Genomic DNA, 19,651 nt, shown 5'->3' with positions numbered 1-19,651 from the left:
AGGATCTTAACAAGATGTTAGAAAAAGTAGTCATTGCCAACCGTGGCGAGATCGCTTTGCGTATCCTGCGGGCCTGTAAGGAACTAGGCATCAAAACTGTTGCCATTCATTCCACAGCAGACCGTGACCTGATGCACGTTCGCCTGGCGGACGAAGCCGTTTGTATCGGCCCTGCACCGTCACCGCAAAGCTATCTGAATATTCCGGCAATTATTGCCGCTGCTGAAGTAACTGATTCCACGGGTATCCACCCGGGTTACGGTTTCCTGGCAGAAAATGCTGATTTTGCTGAACGCGCTGAGCAAAGCGGTTTTGCATTTATTGGCCCTAAAGCTGAGACCATTCGCCTGATGGGCGACAAAGTATCTGCAATTGCAGCAATGCAAAAAGCTGGTGTACCAACAGTACCTGGTTCAGACGGTGAACTGCCTGAAGACAGCGAAGAAGTGTTAGCTATCGGTCGCCGTATCGGCTATCCGGTTATCATCAAAGCAGCTGCCGGTGGCGGTGGTCGCGGTATGCGCGTTGTACACAACGAAGCACACCTGCTAAACGCTATCTACGTAACTAAAGCAGAAGCCAAAGGCGCTTTTGGTGACGACACGGTTTACATGGAAAAATTCCTGGAAAACCCACGTCACGTTGAAGTTCAGGTTCTGTCTGATGGTCAGGGCAATGCTATCCATCTGTATGACCGTGACTGCTCTTTGCAACGCCGTCATCAGAAAGTGGTTGAAGAAGCACCAGCACCACATCTGGATCCGGAATCCCGTGCCCAGGTACTGCAAAGCTGTGTTGATGCCTGTCTTGAAATTAACTACCGTGGCGCAGGCACCTTCGAGTTCTTGTATGAGAATGGCTGCTTCTATTTCATTGAAATGAACACTCGCGTCCAGGTAGAGCACCCAGTATCTGAAATGGTTACCGGTGTTGATATCGTTAAAGAACAGCTGCGCATTGCCTCTGGCCTGCCGCTGACAATTAAGCAGGAAGATATCAAACTGAACGGTCATTCAATTGAATGCCGAATCAATGCTGAAGACCCGGTAACCTTCATGCCAAGTCCAGGTAAGATCACCCACTTCCATGCCCCAGGTGGCATTGGCGTGCGAGTTGATTCTCATCTGTACAGCGGTTACAGCGTACCACCACACTACGATTCTCTGATTGCTAAGCTGATCACTTACGGTGACTCCCGTGAAGTGGCTCTGCGTCGCATGGAAATCGCTCTGGATGAAATGCTCATCGACGGTATCAAGTGCAACATTCCTCTGCACCAGGATATCGTTAAGGATACGAACTTCGCCGAAGGCGGAGTAAATATCCATTATCTGGAAAAGAAACTGGGTCTAGACTGATCCCGGCATACGCAGACAGCGGCTCACCGCTGTCTGCTGCTTTATGCATTAACCTGTTACCACCCGGCCACTCCAGCCGTACGACGGTTTAATCACCGCCTCACATCTAAGGTAACAAAGCTTTAACGATTAAATACTATAGTTTAGCTAGCCAATACTGCTTACCCGAATACAGGAAGACCCGTCATGCCATGGCTGCAGATCAAACTGGATGTTTCCCCGGACAACGCCGAACCTTACGAAGACCTTTTACTGGCAGCCGGCTGTGCTGCAGTTACTTTTACTGACCAGGCAGACCAGCCTATCTTCGAACCGGACTTAGGCACAACTCCGTTATGGAGCAACACGGTATTAACAGGACTGTTTTCCGCCGATCATGATCTCGAAGCCACACTGAGCTTTCTTCGACAGGCTCACGAAGACCAGTTCACTGGAATCCCCTTCCCTAATTGCAAAACAGAAATCCTGGAAGATAAAGACTGGGAACGGGAATGGATGGATAACTACCAGCCAATGCAATTTGGTAAACGCCTCTGGGTTTGTCCTAGTTGGAAAGATACTCCGAACCCTGATGCCGTCAACCTTATGCTCGACCCGGGCCTTGCATTTGGTACAGGTACACACCCAACCACAGCCTTATGTCTGGAATTCCTTGACGGCCTTGAACTGACTGATAAAAAAGTAACCGATTACGGTTGCGGTTCAGGCATCCTGGGAATTGCCACGCTTTTGCTTGGTGCTGATAAAGTAACCGCTGTAGATATCGACGTACAGGCACTTACCGCCAGCAAAGACAACCTAAACCGCAACGGTCTTCCCGAAGATCGCATGCAAGTTTACCTGCCAGAACAAACTCCGGAACATCAGGCAGATGTACTTGTTGCAAATATCCTTGCCGGCCCCCTGGTTGAACTGGCACCGACACTCAGTAAACATACCCTAAGCGGTGGACAGCTGGTTCTCTCTGGCCTGTTGAGCCATCAGGAAGAAGAAATCCGTGAAGCCTATGACAATGATTTTGAATTGGATCCTGTTTGCGAACGCGAAGGCTGGATCCGCATTACCGGTATCAAGCGATAAACCGTGAAGCAAGAACGCCTGATTACAGAATGCCCAGCCTGCAAAGCTCGCTTTCAGGTAACCAGTGGACAATTAAAAATAGCTCATGGCAAGGTACGTTGCGGTACCTGCCTTGAGGTATTCAATGCTCAATTATGCAAAATACCTGAACCTAAACCGCAACACACAGCTCTCCAACAAACAGTTCCTCAACACTCAGCTCCTCAAGAAAGGCCTGCAACAAAGCTCAGTACAGATACTGCTCAGAACTTATCGCAAACGATACAGCCCAAACGCCCGGCAATTCCCAAAGCATTTATTCCAGCTAAAACACCAGCAGTTACGGAACAGCCACAAACAAAACAGACACCAGCTATCGATCTCGATAAGCCCGTACAGGCTTTGTTTACAGATACAGCAACACAAGAAACAATAACTAAACGAACTGTCGCCAGAAAACCGATATCTCAAATAAGCTCAGATACATACACGCTACCTGCGCAACAATCTGTTGAAGAAATACAAAACCAGACACTTGAGCAGCCAGTAAGCTTACATATTCGGCACGCCAAATCTGCAATAACCAGGCAGCCAGAGACACAGGCAAAGCAATCAACAACAGCTACATCACCTGCCACAAAAACTGTCCAGCCAGCCAAGCCAAAAAATCAGCAACAAACATTAGCGACAGCCATCGATGAAGCACATCAGATTAATAACGATGGGCAAAATGAGAAAATTCGCCTGGCCTTGCATCAGCATCAAACCAGTTATCAGGTTCAGACTAACGATCATGGTTATCTGAACCCTGCCGAAAAGAAGTTACAGGAACTATTGCGCAATGCCGGCAATCCACTGACTGCAACTGAAACAGCCAGCCATGATGAAGTAGCTCCTTCGCCGGATAACCTGCCCCACAGCAGCATTCTCGCACTGCATCCGGATACTGAAGATAAAGACACTAACTTTATACCTCAGCAAACAGAACCAGTAATGATTCGGGCAACAACCCGATACCCCAGCCAAACTATTACTTTCAGTTTTATAACTTTACTGGCCTTAAGTACCCTGCTTCTGCAATACATGTGGTTTGAACGTAACACCCTGATACAACAGCCAGCACTGGCAAAACTTTACAAACCCGTGTGCGAACAGATTAAGTGCCAATTATCTGTACCGCAAAGTGTTGCCAATATTCAAACCGAGCAATTAATTGTGCAAGAGCACAAAGATTATCAGGGCGTGCTAAAAATCAGCATGCTTCTTCAAAACAAAGCAGTATTTGAGCAGCCGTTTCCAGCAATTGAACTGGCTTTTTCTGATCGTAGTGGCGAAATCGTAAAGCGCCGAACCTTTCAGCCGGCGGAGTACCTGAACACAACAGTATTTAGCCCCGTGAGTATGCCCCTTGAGAACAGCATCCAAGTCCACTTTGATATCCTCGACCCTGGTCGAGCCGCAGTTGGTTATGAAGTCAACTTACACCCCTCAAGCCTGACAAATTCACAGCTATAAGCCTATTTCTTGCTGCTTTGCAACACCAATAATGGTTAAAAAAGCATCAAAAACTGCTTGGCCCGCTTGCCACATAAAGGTATTATTGTCCGCCTTCCAGACAGCATGAAACCTGTGACTGCACGCAGTCAGGGTTGTGCTATTTCTTTCAGGCTCAGGATTGGCAGATGTTTCAAATCGGAAACCATACCATTGACAGTCAGGTTATTCTGGCACCAATGGCAGGCGTCACTGACCTACCGTTCAGACAACTGTGTAAGCAGTTAGGGGCGGGGATGGCGGCTTCCGAAATGGTTACTTCTGATACCCGGCTTTGGAACACCCGAAAATCCAGCCTGCGTCTGCAATCCGATAGCAATGATCCTTTACGTGTCGTCCAGATCGCCGGCGGTGATCCTCAGATGATGGCTGATGCTGCCCGGCTTAATGTCGCCAATGGTGCGCATATTATCGACATTAATATGGGCTGCCCAGCCAAGAAAGTCTGTAACAAAGCCGCTGGTTCAGCATTGCTAAAAGATGAAGACCTGGTACGTGACATTCTCGAAACTACAGTAGCTGCTGTAGATGTGCCGGTGACGCTTAAAATCCGCACCGGATGGTCTCCGGATAACCGTAACGGTGTAACCGTTGCACGCATTGCAGAAGATGCAGGTATTCAGGCGCTGGCTGTTCATGGCCGTACCCGAAGCTGTGGCTATAAAGGTGGCGTCGAGTACGACACCATTGCAGCAATTCGTCAGACTATTGATATCCCTTTATTTGCCAATGGCGATATTACGACACCGCAGCAAGCCAGTGAAGTGCTTAACTTTACCGGTGCAGATGCAGTCATGGTAGGCCGGGCCGCACAGGGAAATCCGTGGATTTTCCGGGAGATAAATCACTACCTTGCTACTGGAAAAGAATTATCCCCACCTAAAGGGACAGAAGTCAGAAACACCTTATTAGAGCACCTGAATGCGCTTTACAATTTCTATGATGAATACTTAGGTATTCGTATAGCCCGTAAACACGTGGGCTGGTACCTCAAAGATAAACCTGGTGGTGCTGACTTCCGTAAAGCTTTTAACTCACTAGAAACATGTTCGCAGCAGCGTGATGCGATCAAGGCCTATTTTGCTGAACTTGCTAATGCAAGTGCGGCGGCCTGACCTGTTGCAGATTTGGATACCGATATACCGTGGAAAACAATATACATACCCAGCCGTTTACCCCAGAACTACCAACTGAAAGTTCACACCGCACCTTGCGTGACAGTGTTGAAACATCTTTATCGGATTACTTCCATCAACTGGATGGTCAACCGGTAACAGATGTCTATCAGATGGTTCTGTCGGAAATCGAAGCACCACTGTTTGAAGCAGTGATGACCTACACCAAGGATAACCAGACCAAAGCATCAGAAGTACTCGGCCTTAACCGTGGTACCCTGCGTAAGAAGCTGAAACAATACGGTCTCCTGTAATCCCTTCCGTCTAACCTTAATCATCGAAGATAAACAACCATGGCAGAGCAAAAAAATACCCCGGTTCGTCGAGCGCTGATCAGCGTTTCAGACAAAACCGGTATCGTTGAATTCGCCCAGGCTTTGAATCAGCGCGGCGTTGAAATCCTTTCTACCGGCGGCACATACAAGCTACTGCAAGACAACCAGGTTCCTGCGGTTGAAGTATCTGATTACACCGGATTCCCTGAGATGATGGATGGCCGGGTTAAAACTCTGCACCCGAAAGTACATGGTGGTATTCTCGGCCGTCGTGGTACCGATGATGGCATTATGAATGAGCACGGCATCAACCCTATCGATATGGTTGTTGTTAACCTGTATCCGTTTGAGCAAACCATCGCCCGTCCGGATTGCGACCTGCCACTGGCAATTGAAAATATCGATATCGGCGGCCCTACGATGGTTCGCTCTGCTGCCAAAAACCATAAAGATGTTGCTATCGTTGTCTGTGCAGACAACTACAACCGCATCATTACTGAACTGGATGAAAACCAAGGGCTGAGCCATGCAACCCGTTTCGATCTGGCAGTTCAGGCTTTTGAACACACCGCTGCCTATGACGGCATGATCGCTAACTACCTGGGTGCGATCACCGACGGTACCGAAGCAGAGCCAGCAACCTTCCCGCGCACATTCAACACCCAGTTTGTTAAAGCCCAGGAAATGCGTTACGGCGAAAACCCACATCAGCGTGCAGCATTTTATGTTGAATCAAATCCAACTGAAGCCAGTGTAGCCACCGCTCGTCAGTTACAGGGTAAGGCACTGTCATTCAACAACGTTGCCGATACGGATGCTGCTCTGGAATGTGTTAAGCCTTTCGCTGAGCCTGCCTGCGTCATTGTTAAACACGCTAATCCATGTGGTGTTGCTATTGGCGCTGATCTGTTAGAAGCCTACAACAAGGCTTATCAGACAGATCCTACATCTGCATTTGGCGGCATTATTGCTTTCAACCGCGAGTTAGATGCAACTACCGCTCAAGCAATTATTGACCGTCAGTTTGTTGAAGTAATCATTGCACCAACGGTTACTCAGGAAGCATCTGATATTGTTGCAGGTAAGCCAAATGTGCGTTTACTGGCATGCGGTGAATGGAATGCTGAACGTACCCAGCGCTTTGACTATAAGCGCGTCAATGGTGGTCTTTTGGTTCAGGATCAGGACCTGGGCATGGTCAGCGCAAGCGATCTGCAGGTTGTTACCAAGAAACAGCCTGGTGAACAGGAAATGCGTGACCTGCTGTTTTGCTGGGAAGTCGCTAAGTTCGTTAAATCTAATGCCATTGTCTACGCTAAAGACGGCCAGACTATCGGCATAGGTGCAGGTCAGATGAGCCGTGTATACAGCGCCAAAATTGCCGGTATTAAAGCCGCCGATGAAGGCCTTGTCGTACCAGGTTCAGTTATGGCTTCCGATGCTTTCTTCCCATTCCGCGATGGTATCGACTCCGCTGCAGCTGCAGGTATTTCTGCAGTCATTCAGCCAGGTGGCTCAATGCGGGATCAGGAAATTATTGCCGCAGCAGATGAACATGGCATCGCCATGGTCTTCACCGGCATGCGTCACTTCCGTCACTAATCAGTTGTACATTCAGCCGGCTTTTGCCGGCTGAACCGTTTTTATAGGCAGAGAAAATTATGCAAATCTTAGTCATTGGTTCCGGTGGACGGGAACACGCCCTTGCATGGCAAGCCGCTCAGGATGACAACGTCAGCAAAGTATTTGTTGCACCAGGCAATGCCGGCTGCACACTAGAAGCCAAAGTGGAAAATGTTGCTATTGATGTTATGGATCAGGATGCCCTGGTAGCATTTGCCCAGAACAACCAGATTGCTCTGACCATTGTAGGCCCGGAAGCGCCACTGGTAGAAGGCATTGTAGACCGCTTTGAAAGCGAAGGTCTGCGCTGCTTTGGCCCGAGCAAAGGCGCCGCACAACTGGAAGGATCTAAGGCTTTTACCAAGGACTTCCTGGAACGCCACAAAATTCCAACTGGCTACTATCAAAACTTCACTGAAATTGAACCTGCACTAACTTATGTTCGTGAGCAAGGTGCTCCGATCGTAATTAAAGCCGATGGTCTGGCAGCGGGCAAAGGTGTAATTGTTGCTATGACGCTGGAAGAAGCAGAAGCAGCAGTACGCGATATGCTGGCAGGCAACGCCTTTGGTGAAGCTGGCCACCGCGTGGTTATCGAAGAGTTTCTGGAAGGCGAAGAAGCCAGCTTTATCGTCATGGTCGACGGTAAAAATGTACTGCCAATGGCAACCAGCCAGGACCATAAGCGCGCAGCAAATGGTGACACGGGCCCTAACACGGGTGGCATGGGCGCTTACTCCCCGGCCCCGGTTGTAACTCCGGATATCCACAACCGCATCATGGCTGAGGTTATTACCCCAACAGTTAACGGTATGGCAGAAGAAGGCAATACCTATGTTGGCTTCCTGTATGCAGGTCTGATGATCGCCGCTGACGGCACACCAAAAGTAATTGAATACAACTGCCGTTTCGGAGACCCTGAAACCCAGCCAATCATGATGCGTCTGAAATCAAGCATTGTTGAACTGGCTAACGCAGCTCTGGATGGCAAACTGGACAGCACCACCGCTGAATGGGATCCCCGTTGCGCAGTAGGTGTCGTACTGGCAGCAGACGGCTACCCTGGCAACTATCCGAAGGGCGATGTTATCAGCCTGCCGGAACAGGCACCTGCTGACAGCAAGGTATTCCATGCTGGCACCAGCGAGAAAGATGGCGACATCGTCACCAGTGGCGGTCGTGTACTCTGCGCAGCAGCACTGGGCGATAACGTTACTGAAGCACAACAACTGGCTTACAAACTGACAACAATGATCAACTGGAAAGGCGTGTATTACCGCGATGATATCGCATACCGGGCAATCGCCCGGGAAAATACATAACTCCTGCAGATCTTTAAAAGCGGCGCACATCTTTCGGGATCTGCGCCGTTTTTTTATAAACAGCCGTTTTAAGTGACATTTTTAACAATGAGATGACTCACAGGGCTTACCCCTGTGCGGAATCAAGCTATAATCGTCTGACCCATTTTTTACCCGGGTACATGGACATTAATGACAGCAGCTATTTCGCTGTTGCGGCAATTTTCGGATCATATCTTATGGCAACGAAGTCTGGCACTTTTCTGAAACCACTGACACTCGCAATTTCTCTTGGCATGACTTGCGCATCCTCAGCCTTTGCGGCCCAGGAATCAGATACCTTCTGTATGAATGCCGGAGCCAAGAATGATTTCGACTGTTCTAAAGCCAGCGAACAGAACAACACTAACAGCGCCGATATAAATGCCAAACTGGATCAGCTTCAGCGCTGGCTGGATAATGAATCTGACGGCAAAAATGCGAATGCAAATTCAGCAATCTCCGCCGCCAGCCAAAGCACCGAATTGCAAACCAAAATCGAGTACAACTCACAATTACTCGCCAGTGAATTGCAACGTGTACTTGATCTACAGAATGCAGGAAATAACACCCAGGCATTTAATCAAATTAACGATTATCTGAACAATAATCCAAAAGATGCCAATGCATGGTTGCTGTATGGCACAGCTCTTATCAAACGTAATAAACTCCAGGCCGCCGAAGATGTATTCAACAAGCTAATCGGCATCTACCCAGACGCACCTGAAGCCTATAACAACCTGGCAACTATCTATGCACTACGTGGTAATAATGACAAAGCAGTTAGCACATTACTGCAGGCATTTAACACCCACCCAAGTTATGCACAGGTGCAACAGAACCTGAAATCAATATATGCTAACCTTGCAAATCAGGCATATAACCGCGCATTGGATCTGGACAGTAAGCAAAGCGTGACCCCGCCACAACTGGCAACATTGGATCAGGTTTATCTCGCCCGCCCAATAGGTGGACAAATATTCTCTCCAAATAATAATGTTGATCCAACGCTACTCGCATCGGTAACCCCGGCAGTAGCATCCGTGCAGAAAGCGCCAAATAAACCAACCCAGCTATCAACAGATAAACCTCTTGAAATTGAAGAGCGCCATCCTGAAGATGCGGCTCCGCGTCCGGTTATCGAAACTCCGGAAGCAACTGTAAGTGCTGCAGCACAGCCAGAAATACTGGAAGCACCGAAAAACCCGCTCCCGGAACCTGCGACAACTGTAACAACTGCAGCACTGACAAAAAGCGTGGCACGCGGTGACACCGAGCTCGGTCCTGCGATGGAACGAGAGCTTAACCAGGCACTGAACGGCTGGGCAAGCGCATGGTCTGATCAGAATATACAGGATTACCTAAACCATTATACCCGTGGCTACAGACCTAACAGTAAAACAAGCAATAGCAAATGGCGCAGCACCCGCCAGATTCGTTTAAGCAAGCCAACCTTTATTCGTGTAGGTGTATCCGATATTACGATGAGCGCTCTTCCGGACGGACGTGTACGGGTTGTATTCCTGCAGGATTACACCTCCAACAGCTTCCAGGATAACATCTATAAATCGCTGATTTTCTCCCGCGAAAACCGCAGCTGGAAAATCAGTGCAGAGAAAACCCTCTAAGACTGTCTCGCTTTATTCCACCAGGCTTCACTCCTTCCCAAAAACAAAGACAAAAAAAGCCCCGTATCTGCAAAGATACGGGGCTTTTTTATGATCCTGACTAAGCCTTAGCCAACCCAGACACGGGCGTTACGGAACATCCGCAACCATGCACCATCTTCCTGCCACTCATCCGGCGCCCAGCTATTTGTCACGCTACGGAATACACGCTCAGGGTGAGGCATCATGATGGTAACCCGACCATCCTGACTGGTAACACCACTGATTCCAGCAGGAGAACCGTTAGGGTTCGCCGGATACTGTTCAGTTATCTGACCGTAGTTATCCACATAGCGCAGAGCAACTGCATCTGAACCGTTCAGGTTTTCAAAGTGAGCCTGATCAGCAAACTCTGCACGGCCTTCACCATGTGCAATGGCGATCGGCATTTTCGAGCCCTCCATTCCCTTAAGGAAAATAGACGCAGTTTCCTGAACCTCAACCATCGCAACACGGGCTTCAAACTGCTCAGACATGTTACGCACGAAATGCGGCCAGTGCTCAGTACCCGGAATCAACTCATGCAGATTAGATAACATCTGACACCCGTTACAGATACCCAATGTGAAAGTATCTGCACGTTCGAAAAAGTTCTTGAATTCTTCACGGGCACGGCTGTTAAACAGGATCGACTTAGCCCAGCCTTCGCCGGCACCCAAAACGTCACCGTAAGAGAATCCACCACATGCCACCAGACCTTTAAAGTCTGCCAGAGTCACACGACCTTCAAGAATATCACTCATGTGAACATCCACAGACGCAAAACCTGCCCGGTCAAAAGCAGCAGCCATTTCAATATGACCGTTTACACCCTGCTCACGCACAATAGCAACGCGTGGACGTTCTGCAGACGCATTCACAGCAGCTGCAACATCTTCGTTCTGATCAAAGCTAAGCTTGGCATTCAAACCTGGATCTTCAGCATCAAGCAACACATCATATTCTTGCTGCGCACACTCAGAATTATCACGCAGTGACTGCATTTGATAAGACGTTTCTGCCCACCAGCGCTGTAACTGAATACGGGAAGCAGAATAAACCGCTTCATCGTCAAAGCTAAACTGCAACATTCCATCCGGATTCAGAGAACCGATAACCTTGGCACAATCACCCAAACCAGCAGCGTTCAGTTCAGTCAAAACTGTTTGTAAATCATCACGCTTAACCTGAACAACCGCACCCAGTTCTTCAGCAAACAAAGCCGCTGCAAATTCTGAGCTGTCAGCCGCCAGCAGATCCAGATTAATATCAACGCCGGTACGGCCAGCAAATGCCATTTCAGCAACAGTCGTAAATAAGCCACCATCAGAACGGTCATGATATGCCAGCAACAGTCCCTGCTTGTTCAGCTCCTGAATAGCGCTGAAGAAAGCAACCAGCTGCTGAGCATCGTCAACATCCGGTACGTCCTGACCTACTTCGTTATAAACCTGCGCCAGCGCAGACAAACCTAAACGGTTTTGACCATTACCCAGATCCAGCAGAATCAGGTCAGTTTCACCCTGATCCGTTTTCAGCTGTGGCGTCAGCGTGTTACGTACATCAGTGACAGCAGCAAAACCGGTAATGATCAGAGAGGTCGGCGCAGTCATAGACTTAGCTTCCCCTTCGTCTTCCCAAACCGTACGCATGGACATTGAGTCCTTGCCCACAGGAATAGTGATACCCAGCTCAGGACACAACTCCATACCTACAGCGCGAACCGTATCATAGAGCTTTTCATCTTCACCCGGATGACCGGCAGCACACATCCAGTTAGCTGACAATTTAATATCGATGATATCTTCAATTTGTGCAGCCGCCAGGTTAGTAACAGTCTCACCGACAGCCATACGTCCGGAAGCCGGAGAATCAACCAGAGCGAGCGGAGTACGCTCACCCATTGCCATAGCTTCACCGGCATAGGTATCAAAAGCAGAAGTCGTCACGGCGCAATCGGCGACAGGAACCTGCCATGGACCAACCATCTGATCGCGAACCACCTGACCGGTAATAGAGCGGTCACCGATGGTAATAAGGAAAGACTTAGAAGCTACGGCTGGCAACTTCATTACACGCTCTGCCGCATCTTCCAGATTAATAGTTGCACTATCAAAAGCAGGTACGCTGTACTCAACACGCTCAACACTACGATGCATCTTAGGTGCCTTGCCAAACAATACTGACATTGGCAAATCAACAGGCTTATTTTCGAAGTGAGTATCACCCAAAGTCAGGTGTTTTTCTTCGATTGCAGTACCAACAACAGCATAAGGACAACGTTCACGGGCACAAATAGCCTCGAAACGCGCCATATCCTGCGGCTCAACCGCCATTACATAGCGTTCCTGTGCTTCGTTACACCAGATAGCCAGAGGAGACATTCCTGGCTCATCGTTATTAACGTTACGCAGTTCAAAATCACCGCCACGGCCGCCATCTTTTACCAATTCAGGGAAAGCATTCGACAGCCCACCAGCACCTACGTCATGAATAAATGCTATAGGGTTAACATCACCCAACTGCCAGCACTGATCGATAACTTCCTGACAACGGCGCTCTAACTCAGGGTTATCACGCTGTACCGATGCAAAATCCAGATCTTCTGAAGAACTGCCAGAAGACATTGAAGAAGCAGCACCACCACCCAGGCCGATCTGCATTGCAGGTCCACCCAGACAAATCAGTTTCGCACCGACTGGGATTTCACCTTTATCAACATGTTCGCCACGAATGTTACCGTAACCACCAGCAATCATAATTGGCTTGTGGTAACCGCGCATTTCTTCGCCAGCAGCTCCGTTTACTTTTTGTTCAAAAGTACGAAAGTAGCCATTCAGCGCAGGACGACCAAATTCATTGTTAAACGCAGCACCACCAATTGGACCTTCCAGCATAATATCCAATGCGCTAACAATCCGCTCTGGCTTGCCGTAATCAGATTCCCAAGGCTGTACAAAGCCAGGAATTTTCAGATCAGATACAGTAAAACCAGTCAGGCCTGCTTTTGGCTTAGAACCTTTACCCGTCGCACCTTCATCACGGATTTCACCACCGGAACCAGTCGCAGCCCCCGCATGTGGTGCGATAGCCGTTGGATGGTTATGCGTTTCAACTTTCATCAGGATATGAATATCTTCCTGATTAGCTTCGTACTGCTTAGTTTCAGGGTTCGGGAAGAAACGTCCCGCCTTACTACCAACCATAACAGCTGCGTTGTCTGAATAAGCAGAGAGAATATTCTCGCCACCTACTTCATTAGTGTTACGAATCATCGCAAACAGCGATTTATCCTGCGCTTCCCCATCAATATCCCAGGAAGCATTAAAGATTTTATGTCGGCAATGCTCAGAGTTTGCCTGTGCAAACATCATCAGCTCAACATCATTCGGGTTACGCTTCAGCTCAATAAAACTGGCAACCAGATAATCTATTTCATCTTCAGCCAATGCCAGACCAAGCTCAGTATTCGCACTTGCCAAAGCTTCACGCCCACCGCCAAGAATATCGACAACAGTCAACGGCGCCGGCTCTTCATTACGGAACAGTGCATCAGCAGTAGATACATCAGCCAATACAGCTTCCACCATGCGGTCATGCAACACAGCTTCTACTGCTGCCAGTTGTTCAGCCGTTAATGGCTGCTCAGACTGGACATAATAAGCAACGCCACGTTCAAGACGTTTAATAGCTGCCAAACCACAGTTTTTCGCAATATCCGTTGCTTTACTGGACCACGGAGAGATTGTGCCAGGGCGTGGCACAGCTAAAACCAATTGACCTGAAGGCTCTTCCACTTTAGCTTTAGGGCCGTAGCGCAGAATTCGCTCCAAAATTGTTTGCTCTTGTGCAGACAAGTCTTGATGAAGATCAGCGAAATGCATGAACTCACCGTAAATCGCCGTTACCTGGCTAATTTGGGATTGCAGGACGGACAGCAGCTTATCGTGACGAAAAGCAGAAAGAGCAGGCGCTCCACGCAGTACTAGCATGTTAGTATCGAGCCTCTTGAGTGTGCCTAACAGGTATGGATGATTAGGAGAAAACTAAGGCCGCATTTTACTGAAATCGCCTCACCGGCGCCATCAATAAGGGCCATTATTATTATGCGAACGCGAATTTTTTTCCTCAGAGAAGTGTTATTCATAGGCAGCCTGCTAACTATCATCGGCTGGCTGTTCCTTGCCAACCTCACCACAGACAATCAACTAGAAGCCATTCAGAAAACCGGCATCTTAAAAATTGTCACACGTAATACCCCTACGACATATATTTCTGATAAAGATGGCAAGCCTGCCGGCTTTGAATACGACCTGGCAAAAGCCTTTGCCGACGAAATAGGTGTCGAAATAGAACTTGTTATTCCCGACAGCTTCGGTGACATATTTCCTGTAATTAAAGAGCATAAAGCCCACATCGCAGCGGCAGGCCTGACCATTACCGAATCCAGAGAAGCCGAATTCAATTTTGCCCAGCCATATGCCTATAGCACACCAACACTTATTTATCGGGTAACTCAGGGACAAAAAAAACCAATTTCCCTTAAAGACCTGAAAGGTAAATCAATTGAAGTGCTGGCCGACAGCAGTCATTCTGAAATAATGCATAACCTGCAAGCCGAATTTCCTGATCTAACCTGGCAGGAAAACAGCACAGGTAGCATTACAGAACTGCTCGATGGGGTTTATAACAAAAAATATCTCTACACCATTTCAGATGATTTGGTGTTTGATGCACAAAAATCTTTTTTCCCCGGCCTAAAGAAAGCATTTTCTATGGGAAAGTCTGAGCCAATTGCCTGGATGACGGCCAAACAGGACGACCAGAGCCTGCTTAACGCCTTACAAAACTTCTTTTCTAAACCCGAAACCAAGCAACTGGTTAGTCAGTTACAGGAAAAGTATTTTAACCGCGAAAACACTCTGACATATGTGGACATAGAGACCTTCAAGCGCGATCTGAATAACCGATTCTGTAAGCTTGAACAATATTTCTACATGGCCGAACAAGAAACTGACATCGACTGGCTATTACTCGCCGCGATTGCATATCAGGAGTCTCACTGGAATCCCAAAGCAGTCTCTCCTACTGGCGTAAAAGGCATCATGATGCTAACTAACGCAGCAGCCAAAGAAGTTGGCGTTGAAGACAGAACTGATCCGATCCAGAGCGTACTGGGTGGCGCTGAATATCTGACCCGGGTGATGAAGAAAATTCCTGACAGAATACAGGGAGAAAACCGTCTATGGTTTGCTCTTGCATCATACAATGTGGGCTATGGCCACCTCGAGGATGCACGTATTCTCACCAGCCGGGCTGGAAAAAATCCAGACCTCTGGGAAGACGTTAAAGAATTTTTACCGTTACTCACCCAACCCAAATACTACAAAACTGTTAAACGAGGCTTTGCACGGGGCTATGAGCCAGTTATCTACGTTAAAAATATTCGCCAGTATTACGACCTGATTCTCTGGCAACAGCAGCTCGCTGAAATTGAAGCCAGTAAGCCCGAACCATCCCCGGCAGAAAACGAAGGTGAAATCGTCATTCCTGCCAATCCGGAAGACAATGATCCGAATCTGGATATCACCGAAACTGATAAAACAGTGAAAAATGATATCGAAGCACAGGTTTTACCCATAGCTAAACCCGCAATCGAGCTGCATAAAAGCGAATAAAAGACTCCACATAACCCCCAAAGGCGATTAAAATGTGATCGATTTTTTGCATTTTAATCGCTGTCTCACTGTTTTCATTCAGCTTTCTCAACCTTAAACGACTTCTTTTGCACTCATGGTTTTGACTCTATCTTCATTTTCAGCTCTGTTTCGTCGTAATTTACAGCGAAAATCCGCACTGAGCGCCGCGCTTATCAGCTGCCTTTTAATAAATATTCAGGTTAGCAAAGCAGAGGCCGTATTTACTGAAGAGAATTTATCTTTACCGGCCTTATTTTTACCCGCCAACAGTCTTGATCGGGCAATAAGTGATAAACAGCAGCCACAACCTGCAAAGGCAGAACTTAAAGACAGTGTAAAAAAACTGCTTTCAAACCTCGATGAAGAACTCATCATTGATAACACCAGGGGAATAGCGCCCGCAGCCCCTCTAAAATCAGCTGCACCTAAGACAAAGACTGAAACAACTATTTCTACAGCACTTATTGCCGAAAAAAAACCCGCTCCTACCCAACAAGCATTAGCTAAAGCGATTAAACGTAATCACACAGCCCAACCGGTAGACAAAGATATTTTGCAAGGTGATGCAAGAAAACTCCTCAGTCAAACAACTGAAAACACCCAGATAAACAACCAACACTCAGCTCCGATTCTGCCATCTATGATCAGCGCGCCGGTGCAGGAAAACTTATCCGAGCCACTACAAACAACTGACATATCTTCACCCCAGTCTGACCCGAGCAAACCATTAAAGAATGCTGACAGCTTAAACAGCCAAACTCTTGAACAAGCGACAAAATCCAGCATATCAAATGACCAGATCACATCGACAGCTAATCCGTTACCCGAGCGCTACCAACCAAGTCAGGACAACTATACACCGCATACTGATGTCACAGATATTTGTAATAAGATAGGCAAAAAACTCAGCAGCATTTCCGTCGAAGACTGCCTTAATCTGGAGTTTTTACCGCCCCGCTTTTATTCCAACAAAGGCGAGCTTATTCTGGAAAAACACTATCCGGCATCTCCAGATACTAAAACACCCGTTAAAATTCTCTTTATCGGCGGAATCCATGGTGATGAGTACTCCAGCATCAGCGTCACGTTTAAGTGGTTAAAAACACTTGATGAAAACCATAGCGGCGCCTATGACTGGCACTTTTTACCTTTAGCGAACCCTGATGGCCTGTTAAAAAAGCGCGCCAGCCGGGTAAACGCTAACAATGTCGACTTAAACAGAAACTTTATACCATCAGAAGCGGCAGTTAATCCGTTACAGCACTGGCAGACTTATGCAAAGAAACGTCCCCGCTACTACCCTGGCACCAAGCCGCTAAGTGAGCCGGAATCACAGGCTATTCACAAGCTAATCGATGAACTAAAACCGGATGTAATTGTTTCTGTACATGCACCACACGGCATTCTCGATTTCGACGGGAGCATTCAGCCGCCCCGCAAACTGGGACCTCTGTACCTGAAACAACTAGGCACTTACCCAGGCTCTCTGGGAAATTACGGCTGGTTTGTAAAAAGCATTCCGGTAATGACCATAGAGCTTAAACACGCTGGAATTATGCCGAAAAAAGACGAGATATCCCGGATGTGGACTGATTTGATAGGTTGGATAAAGCTACGTACCAGCGGTAAAAACAGCCTACTGGCGCGCCGGGAAGCCTCGCCAGAATAAATTCTCAATTACTATATTTAATCAATGTCGTCTACAGACACATCATTCTGTTGCAAATTAGCCGTTTGTTGCTTCAAGCGCTTAGCAACTTTCTTTTCTTCACGGCGCCGCTGAAAAAATGTACTGATGGCGGCACTGCAACTTTCCGCCAAAATCCCACCCTGATATTCGACCCTATAATTCATCCATGGCTGATCAAGCAGTTGCCCATTACTGACAATTGCTCCAGCTTTAGGCTCTGTCGCGCCAAACACTAAACGCTTAACCCTGCTATGTATGATCGCACCCGCGCACATGGTACAAGGCTCAATGGTCACATAGAGAGTTGCATCAACGAGCCGATAATTAGTGATGTTCGCAGCTGCGTTCCGCAATGCGATAACCTCAGCATGCGCACAGGGGTCATGACCAGAAATCGGCTGATTCCAGCCTTCTCCCAAAATCTCACCATCCCGAACAACAACAGCCCCTACAGGCACCTCACCTCTTTCAGATGCCTTATCAGCCAGTTCCAATGCATATGCCATCCACTTTTCATCTTCTTCTGATGCTTTCATTTAAACCTCTTTGCCGATTCATTAGTCTCTGACACAAAAAAGCCCGCTACAGCGGGCTTTCTATCACAATTAAAGAAGGATTATTCCCACTCAATTGTCGCTGGCGGCTTAGAGCTTACATCATAAGTAACCCGCGATACCTTAGGTATCTCGTTAATGATACGGCTGGAAACAGCTTCCAACAGCTCATAAGGCAAATGCGCCCAGCGAGCAGTCATGAAGTCGATTGTCTCTACAGCACGCAATGCAATTACGTATTCATAGCGACGGCCGTCACCCACAACACCCACAGATTTTACCGGCAGGAACACAGCAAAAGACTGGCTGGTTTTATGATACCAGTCAGCGGCATGCAGTTCTTCCAGGAAGATCGCATCAGCATCACGCAGGATGTCAGCATATTCTTTTTTAACTTCACCCAGAATACGCACGCCCAGACCCGGACCCGGGAACGGATGACGATAAACCATATCGTATGGCAAACCCAGCTCAAGACCGATCTTACGGACTTCATCTTTGAACAGTTCACGTAATGGCTCTACTAGCTCAAAAGCCATATCTTCAGGCAAGCCACCCACGTTATGGTGAGATTTAATAACGTGCGCTTTGCCAGTCTTAGCTGCTGCAGACTCAATTACGTCAGGATAAATGGTACCCTGCGCCAGGAAATTCACATCTTTAAGCTTAGCGGCTTCATCATCAAACACTTCGATGAACGTATTACCGATGATTTTACGCTTAGTTTCCGGATCAGACTCGCCAATCAGACGGCCCAGGAATAACTCTTCAGAGTCAGAACGGATAACCTTAACACCCATGTTCTTAGCGAACATGTCCATTACCTGATCACCTTCCTGCTTACGCAGCAGACCATTGTCTACAAAAACACAAGTCAGTTGATCACCGATAGCTTTGTGCAGTAACGCCGCCACTACAGAAGAATCCACACCGCCGGAAAGACCCAGCAAGACTTTCTGACCGCCAACCTGCTTACGTACACGCTCAATCAGATCCGCAATAATGTTCTCTGCAGTCCAGAGTGCGTCACAGCCACAGATTTCTTGAACGAAACGCTTCAGCATTCGTCCACCCTGCTTGGTGTGCGTCACTTCCGGATGGAACTGAACACCAAAATAATTTTTACCCGGATGGCACATTGCTGCAATCGGTGCACTTTCAGTGCTGGCAATCACGTGGAAACCTTCAGGCAGATCACCTACTTTGTCACCATGGCTCATCCACACATCCAGCAATAATGAACCATTGTTAGCGATGTGGTCTTCAATACCTTCAAACAAACGACTTGGGCTGTCTTCCAGACGTACTTTGGCATAGCCAAATTCACGCTTATCAGAAGTAACAACTGAACCGCCTAACTGCTCAGCCATGGTCTGCATACCATAGCAAATACCCAGGATCGGTACATTCAGATCAAAAACTGCCTGTGGCGCACGTGGCGAATCACCTTCAGTAACTGATTCAGGACCACCAGCCAGAATAATACCCTGAGGCTTGTATTCGGTAATCGCAGCATCATCCATATCAAAAGGATGAATTTCACAGTAAACACCTATTTCACGAATACGCCGTGCAATCAATTGCGTGTACTGTGAGCCGAAATCGAGGATTAAAATCCGTTGTGCATGAATATCTTGGGACATTTCGATGACTCCAAAGGAATCTCTACAAGTTTTGT

General features: G+C 47.8%; 13 protein-coding genes. 10 read left to right on the top strand and 3 right to left on the bottom strand.

The features are described from left to right. The first annotated feature begins 14 nt into the window (after positions 1–14). From accC to OCU49_RS06060, 8 genes are all read left to right on the top strand, one after another. Positions 15–1,358 (top strand): acetyl-CoA carboxylase biotin carboxylase subunit, encoded by a 1,344-nt coding sequence (gene accC / locus OCU49_RS06095; protein ID WP_261844092.1) that lies wholly within the window; start codon positions 15–17, stop codon positions 1,356–1,358. A gap of 186 nt (positions 1,359–1,544) precedes the next feature. After that, positions 1,545–2,438 (top strand): 50S ribosomal protein L11 methyltransferase, encoded by an 894-nt coding sequence (prmA, locus tag OCU49_RS06090; RefSeq protein WP_261844091.1) that lies wholly within the window; start codon positions 1,545–1,547, stop codon positions 2,436–2,438. A gap of 3 nt (positions 2,439–2,441) precedes the next feature. Next, positions 2,442–3,932 carry a DUF3426 domain-containing protein gene (locus OCU49_RS06085; RefSeq protein ID WP_261844090.1) on the top strand — a complete coding sequence of 497 codons (1,491 nt, stop codon included), beginning with the start codon at positions 2,442–2,444 and terminating at the stop codon, positions 3,930–3,932. Between the two features lie 167 nt (positions 3,933–4,099). Next, on the top strand, positions 4,100–5,086 hold the full coding sequence (gene dusB / locus OCU49_RS06080) for a tRNA dihydrouridine synthase DusB (RefSeq protein WP_261844089.1): 987 nt from the start codon (positions 4,100–4,102) through the stop codon (positions 5,084–5,086). A 29-nt stretch (positions 5,087–5,115) separates the two neighbouring features. After that, on the top strand, positions 5,116–5,400 hold the full coding sequence (gene fis / locus OCU49_RS06075) for a DNA-binding transcriptional regulator Fis (RefSeq protein ID WP_261844088.1): 285 nt from the start codon (positions 5,116–5,118) through the stop codon (positions 5,398–5,400). A 39-nt stretch (positions 5,401–5,439) separates the two neighbouring features. After that, positions 5,440–7,023, top strand: a complete 1,584-nt coding sequence (gene purH / locus OCU49_RS06070; RefSeq protein WP_261844087.1) for a bifunctional phosphoribosylaminoimidazolecarboxamide formyltransferase/IMP cyclohydrolase — start codon at positions 5,440–5,442, stop codon at positions 7,021–7,023. A gap of 59 nt (positions 7,024–7,082) precedes the next feature. After that, positions 7,083–8,366 carry a phosphoribosylamine--glycine ligase gene (gene purD, locus OCU49_RS06065; RefSeq protein WP_261844086.1) on the top strand — a complete coding sequence of 428 codons (1,284 nt, stop codon included), beginning with the start codon at positions 7,083–7,085 and terminating at the stop codon, positions 8,364–8,366. A gap of 218 nt (positions 8,367–8,584) precedes the next feature. Next, the gene (locus OCU49_RS06060; RefSeq protein ID WP_261844085.1) at positions 8,585–10,012 is read left to right on the top strand and encodes a tetratricopeptide repeat protein; all 1,428 of its coding nucleotides are present in this window, start codon (positions 8,585–8,587) and stop codon (positions 10,010–10,012) included. Between the two features lie 107 nt (positions 10,013–10,119). On the opposite strand, the gene purL is transcribed toward OCU49_RS06060, so the two are convergent. After that, complete coding sequence (gene purL / locus OCU49_RS06055) at positions 10,120–14,022, bottom strand: phosphoribosylformylglycinamidine synthase (protein ID WP_261844084.1); 3,903 nt, start codon at positions 14,020–14,022, stop codon at positions 10,120–10,122. 114 nt (positions 14,023–14,136) lie between these two features. On the opposite strand from purL, the gene mltF reads away from it, so the two are divergent. After that, on the top strand, positions 14,137–15,708 hold the full coding sequence (gene mltF, locus OCU49_RS06050) for a membrane-bound lytic murein transglycosylase MltF (RefSeq protein WP_261844083.1): 1,572 nt from the start codon (positions 14,137–14,139) through the stop codon (positions 15,706–15,708). A gap of 115 nt (positions 15,709–15,823) precedes the next feature. After that, entirely contained in the window at positions 15,824–17,398 is a 1,575-nt protein-coding gene (locus tag OCU49_RS06045) for a M14 family zinc carboxypeptidase (RefSeq protein ID WP_261844082.1), read from the top strand. A gap of 17 nt (positions 17,399–17,415) precedes the next feature. Here OCU49_RS06045 and tadA read toward each other — a convergent pair whose 3' ends face one another. Together tadA and guaA are read right to left on the bottom strand one after the other, a co-directional pair. After that, positions 17,416–17,955 (bottom strand): tRNA adenosine(34) deaminase TadA, encoded by a 540-nt coding sequence (gene tadA, locus OCU49_RS06040; RefSeq protein WP_261844081.1) that lies wholly within the window; start codon positions 17,953–17,955, stop codon positions 17,416–17,418. Positions 17,956–18,035: 80 nt separating this feature from the next. Continuing rightward, on the bottom strand, positions 18,036–19,616 hold the full coding sequence (guaA, locus tag OCU49_RS06035; protein ID WP_261844080.1) for a glutamine-hydrolyzing GMP synthase: 1,581 nt from the start codon (positions 19,614–19,616) through the stop codon (positions 18,036–18,038). Between the last annotated feature and the right edge of the window lie 35 nt (positions 19,617–19,651).

The sequence above is a fragment of the Aliamphritea ceti genome (assembly GCF_024347215.1).
GTDB classification, from domain to species: domain Bacteria; phylum Pseudomonadota; class Gammaproteobacteria; order Pseudomonadales; family Balneatricaceae; genus Amphritea; species Amphritea ceti.
This window is presented reverse-complemented; position numbering and strand designations above follow the sequence as displayed.

What these genes read in the sequence shown, in the direction of transcription:
- accC (WP_261844092.1), top strand. Translation starts at nt 15, where the DNA reads ATGTTAGAAAAAGTAGTCATTGCCAACCGTGGCGAGATCGCTTTGCGT.
- prmA (WP_261844091.1), top strand. Translation starts at nt 1,545, where the DNA reads ATGCCATGGCTGCAGATCAAACTGGATGTTTCCCCGGACAACGCCGAA.
- dusB (WP_261844089.1), top strand. Translation starts at nt 4,100, where the DNA reads ATGTTTCAAATCGGAAACCATACCATTGACAGTCAGGTTATTCTGGCA.
- purH (WP_261844087.1), top strand. Translation starts at nt 5,440, where the DNA reads ATGGCAGAGCAAAAAAATACCCCGGTTCGTCGAGCGCTGATCAGCGTT.
- purD (WP_261844086.1), top strand. Translation starts at nt 7,083, where the DNA reads ATGCAAATCTTAGTCATTGGTTCCGGTGGACGGGAACACGCCCTTGCA.
- OCU49_RS06060 (WP_261844085.1), top strand. Translation starts at nt 8,585, where the DNA reads ATGGCAACGAAGTCTGGCACTTTTCTGAAACCACTGACACTCGCAATT.
- purL (WP_261844084.1), bottom strand. Translation starts at nt 14,022, where the DNA reads ATGCTAGTACTGCGTGGAGCGCCTGCTCTTTCTGCTTTTCGTCACGAT.
- mltF (WP_261844083.1), top strand. Translation starts at nt 14,137, where the DNA reads ATGCGAACGCGAATTTTTTTCCTCAGAGAAGTGTTATTCATAGGCAGC.
- OCU49_RS06045 (WP_261844082.1), top strand. Translation starts at nt 15,824, where the DNA reads ATGGTTTTGACTCTATCTTCATTTTCAGCTCTGTTTCGTCGTAATTTA.
- tadA (WP_261844081.1), bottom strand. Translation starts at nt 17,955, where the DNA reads ATGAAAGCATCAGAAGAAGATGAAAAGTGGATGGCATATGCATTGGAA.
- guaA (WP_261844080.1), bottom strand. Translation starts at nt 19,616, where the DNA reads ATGTCCCAAGATATTCATGCACAACGGATTTTAATCCTCGATTTCGGC.